Source organism: Niveispirillum sp., from assembly GCF_017996735.1.
In the GTDB taxonomy this organism is placed as follows: Bacteria; Pseudomonadota; Alphaproteobacteria; order Azospirillales; family Azospirillaceae; genus Niveispirillum.
Genome location: NZ_JAGOGJ010000255.1, coordinates 1 through 3,877, shown reverse-complemented (window position 1 = coordinate 3,877; position 3,877 = coordinate 1). Strand labels below are relative to the sequence as shown.

4 protein-coding genes are annotated in these 3,877 nt (G+C 64.8%); 2 read left to right on the top strand and 2 right to left on the bottom strand.

Annotated features, from left to right (window positions below; translation table 11 throughout):
- Nucleotides 1-230: 230 nt before the first annotated feature.
- Complete coding sequence (locus KBA48_RS32725; protein WP_018001705.1) at nt 231-1,340, bottom strand: tyrosine-type recombinase/integrase; 1,110 nt, start codon at nt 1,338-1,340, stop codon at nt 231-233.
- 114 nt (nt 1,341-1,454) lie between these two features.
- Between KBA48_RS32725 and KBA48_RS32720 the strand changes: the two genes are divergently transcribed.
- Both KBA48_RS32720 and KBA48_RS32715 read left to right on the top strand, forming a co-directional pair.
- Nucleotides 1,455-2,339: a DUF1403 family protein gene (locus tag KBA48_RS32720; RefSeq protein ID WP_292912853.1), complete on the top strand. Its 885-nt coding sequence runs from the start codon at nt 1,455-1,457 to the stop codon at nt 2,337-2,339.
- Between the two features lie 2 nt (nt 2,340-2,341).
- Nucleotides 2,342-2,953, top strand: coding sequence for an SMC-Scp complex subunit ScpB (locus tag KBA48_RS32715; protein WP_292912852.1), 612 nt, complete (start codon nt 2,342-2,344; stop codon nt 2,951-2,953).
- A 214-nt stretch (nt 2,954-3,167) separates the two neighbouring features.
- Here KBA48_RS32715 and rplJ read toward each other — a convergent pair whose 3' ends face one another.
- Nucleotides 3,168-3,872: a 50S ribosomal protein L10 gene (rplJ, locus tag KBA48_RS32710; RefSeq protein ID WP_292912854.1), complete on the bottom strand. Its 705-nt coding sequence runs from the start codon at nt 3,870-3,872 to the stop codon at nt 3,168-3,170.
- Between the last annotated feature and the right edge of the window lie 5 nt (nt 3,873-3,877).

The window sequence follows — 3,877 nt, the reverse complement described above, 5'->3', positions numbered from 1 at the left end:
GGTAAAGTGCAAAACGTACGTATTTTGCACATATGAAGCCTCAAGCATCTGCGCCACATGATATTTTTGACGACCCTTTGACCGGGGTAGAAGAGGCCGAGGAGAGATCAGAAGACGATCTGTGGTTGTCGCGTTTGGTTCCCGATTTCAATTGAAGCGATTAGCTGAAACCTGAGCGGTCTGGTTGGAGCTTGGCATTTCAGCAAAGGCTCGACGGAAGGGCAGGGGGCTTACAGGCCTGCGGCCTTGGTCAGGTTCACCCGGAACCTGTCGCGGCGTCGCTGGTATCGGCGGGTCATCTCTGCGCTGGCATGACCAAGCTGCTTTTGAACGTAGCGCTCATCAACTTCCGCGCTGCTGGCAAGGCCTGCGCGCAGGGAATGGCCCGAGAACAGCCGCACGCGCTCGGCTTCAGGCAGATCAGGGCGTAGCCCGGCCTCGCGGGCGCAGGACTTGATCAGCCGGGCGACGTGCTTGTCCGACAACCGCTCGCTCGTAGCTTTCAGGCCGTTGCGTGACGTGGCGACGAAGATCGGGCCGAAGTCGATCCTTGCGTAATGCAGCCACTGCGTCAGGGCATGGACCGGGCAGGTCTGATCTGATGAGCCGCGGGCGATTTCGACCTCGCGCCAACCGGTCTTGCCGCGCAGGGTGAGGAGCACGCCGTCCTCCAAGATCTCGACCCAGCCGCCGGAGTCAGGCGTGTCATCCTTGCCGTGGTCGAGGCTGACAATTTCGGACCGACGCAGGCCACCAGCAAAGCCGATCAGCAGGATCGCCCGGTCGCGCAGGCCGCGCAAATCGTGGGGGAGGGTTGCCAGCATGTCGCGCAGGTCTTCCGGCAGAATGGCCTCTTTCTGTGCTGGTGGCCGTGCGTGCTTGCGGCGGATGCCAGCCAGGACGCTGGCAATGTGCCGATCTTTGCGGTCGAGCCGCTCTCCGCGCTGCGCATAGCCCCAGGTCAGGCCAGACAGCCGCCGTTCTATAGAGGAGGCCGAGAGGGCAGGTGCTTTGCCGCTCGGCGCTGCCAGATCGGCGATGTAGAGGCCGATCAGCTGGGACGACGAGGGGAGAGGGTCCGCGCCACGCATCCGGCACCAGCGCGCGAAGTGGGCCCAATCCTTGGTGTAGGCCTTCAGCGTGTTCTCCGACGCCGCCTGACGCGCATAGTCACGCGCCGTTTCGACCAGGCGGTCGAGCGTGCCCGAGCCAGCGACATGGGAGGGCAGGGCGATCGTGTCGCGCTCCGTATCAGCGCTGTCGTCCCGCTCATGGCGATCGGGACGTTCCGGGGGTTCTGAAGGCGATTTCTCGGGCGTTTCGGTCATACCGTCGAGCATACTCCCGGCACGTCCGATAATGCAATCTTATTGGACATTTCAACATTGGGAAAGATGCGGCGCTATCAGCGCATTATACTGGCAGAAAGCGCCGCCACGCCTTAGGCTGCAGGCATGAGAAAACCGCACGAACAGCCGGGCCAAGCCATGCCGGGGCCTTTGCCCTTGCCCGGATGGATTGCCCGGGCGGCGGCTGAACCCCTTGACGCAGCGGCGTTCCGGTCGGGGGCGGCGCTGGCGCATCTGGCGCTGGTTGCGGCGGCCGATGTGCCCCTGCCGCTGTGGCGCGACCGGCTGGCGCTGGCGGCTGCGGAAACCTGCGCGGCGATGGCCGGGCGGCGCGAAGGCGCGCGCGCTTTGCGCGACGCGCTGCATCTGACGCGGGCAGGCGACGATCCCGGCCCGGCGGGGCGCATCCTGCGGCAATGGAGCAGGGCGGTGGCGCGGCCGATCTCGGTTGCCGGGTTGGGCCGAGTGCTGGAGGAGATCACCCCCGAACTGATCGGCCACTATCTGGATGCGGCCGGGCCAACGCCGGTGGACCGTGCGGCAGCAGTGATCGAAGCCGTGTTGGCCGACGCTCCGCGCGCTGAGGCGGCCGCATTGATTCTGGCGGATGCGGTTCTGGCCCGGGGATGGGGGCAAGATCACGCCGTTCCGCTGCTGTCGCTGGCGATAAGGCCGCGCGATTTACGATTGCGGGGCGACGATCTGCGGCTGGCCTGCCACCGGGCGGTTGCGTCCGGTGCGGCGCAGGCGGTGTCTCTGGCGGGCGATCTGTCGCGGGCGGCGGCGCGGCTGCGGGCGGTGACGCCGAAGCTGCGGGCCGGGGGGGCGGGCCGCGCCGTCGATCTGTTCCTGTCGCGCGAGGCGCTGACGCCGGGGGCGCTTGACTTCATGTCTGATCGGGCAGCCCGGCGGCTGTGTGACCGGCTGGTGGCCTTGGGTGCGCTGCGCGAGCTGACGGGTCGCGAAACCTTCCGCCTGTATGGGCTTTGACGATGAAAAGCGCTGACACAGAGACGGTTTTCGACCGTGGTCTGGCCGATCTGCCGCCCGATCTGCGGTGGCGGGAATGGCTGCGCCGGATCGAGGCGGTGCTTTTTGCCAGCGCCTCGCCGGTGGCGCGGGACGATTTGGCGCGGGTAGTGGGGCCGGGGGCCTCGGTCGATCTGCTGATCGGGGATCTTGTGGTGGATCTGGCAGGCCGTCCCATTGAGGTGGTGCAGGTGGGTGCGGGATGGATGCTGCGGACCAAGCCCGCCTATGCCCCGGCGATCCGCGCTGCGGCGGATGTGGGGGGGCAGGCCCTGAATCTGTCAGAGTTCGACTTCGCCGTGCTGGCGGCGATTGCGTTTCACCAGCCGATCAGCCGCGATGGGTTGAAGGACATTTTCGGCAAAGAGATCAGCCGCGACCTGATCGGCCGATTGGCCGAGCGCGACCTGATCGGCACTGGTCCCCGCGAACCCCGCCGTGGCGCGCCTTATACCTTTGTCACGACGGAAACCTTCCTTGCAGCCTTCGGGATGGAGTCCTTGCGCGATCTGCCAGACCCCGAGCAATTGGACGACGCGGGTATGGCGGACCCGTCAGGGGCCATGGATGGTTAGGCGACCGGCCAGGCTTCAACGGGAAATCGGCGGCATTGATCAGGCCGACGCGACAGACGCGGGATCGTTGATTTAGCTGCACGAGGTGCCTTGGCTTTGTCGATAGACGCTTTGCCGTCAGAGAGAACCCCCTTCAGTCTTTCTCGTCGACCGGCTTTTTCAATCCGCGCCCGGGGTTGCCTGGCCGCGAGCACGGACATCCAGTGCTTCCGCCTTACCTTAGCCGGAGCCGCCGCATGACGATGATCTGACGCAACAGACGGGTCGCGGGGACGGACCGGAAGATATCGCCGATCATGCGTATGTCGGCCTGCAAGCCCCGCCACCGACCATATTTCGCGGCCTTCATCGGACTGATGACCCCGGGCCAAAGCACCACGGCAACGGGCCGCGCGGCGGCAATGCAAAGTTCGTTCAAGAACACCTCGAACCCAAATTTCGGCAAGTTGGCCAGACCGGCGAGCCGGGGCTCGATCAGCGCTTTCGGCAGGACTCGTTCGCCCGAGATGTAGTCAAGGCCAATGCGCCGCCAGACCCAGGGCGCATTGCGCCGCAAGCTGATTGACAGGCCCGCACGACCCGAAAGCACCGGTGCAATCAGCGCGGTGATGTCGGCGGGCGAAAGTCCGATCAGGTCCGCATCCACCAGCAACAGGTATTCACCCTTGGCCAAGGCGATGGCTTCAGAGGCGTTCAGGAATTGTCCGTTGACGACGGCGCCCTTCATTTTGAGAGCATCTTTCGTCTTTCCGAACTTGGCGAGAAGTTTGGCTGGAGTCACTTCATCAGCGAACCCGAAGGCCAAAGCGACTTCCCCTTCGAGACCGTCGACTACCGAAGCATCAATGTTGAGCCCTGGTAGCGCTTGTCGAAGGAGGGTCTTCTTGGTCATGACCAACTCCACGTCTTCACTCCGCAATGAGC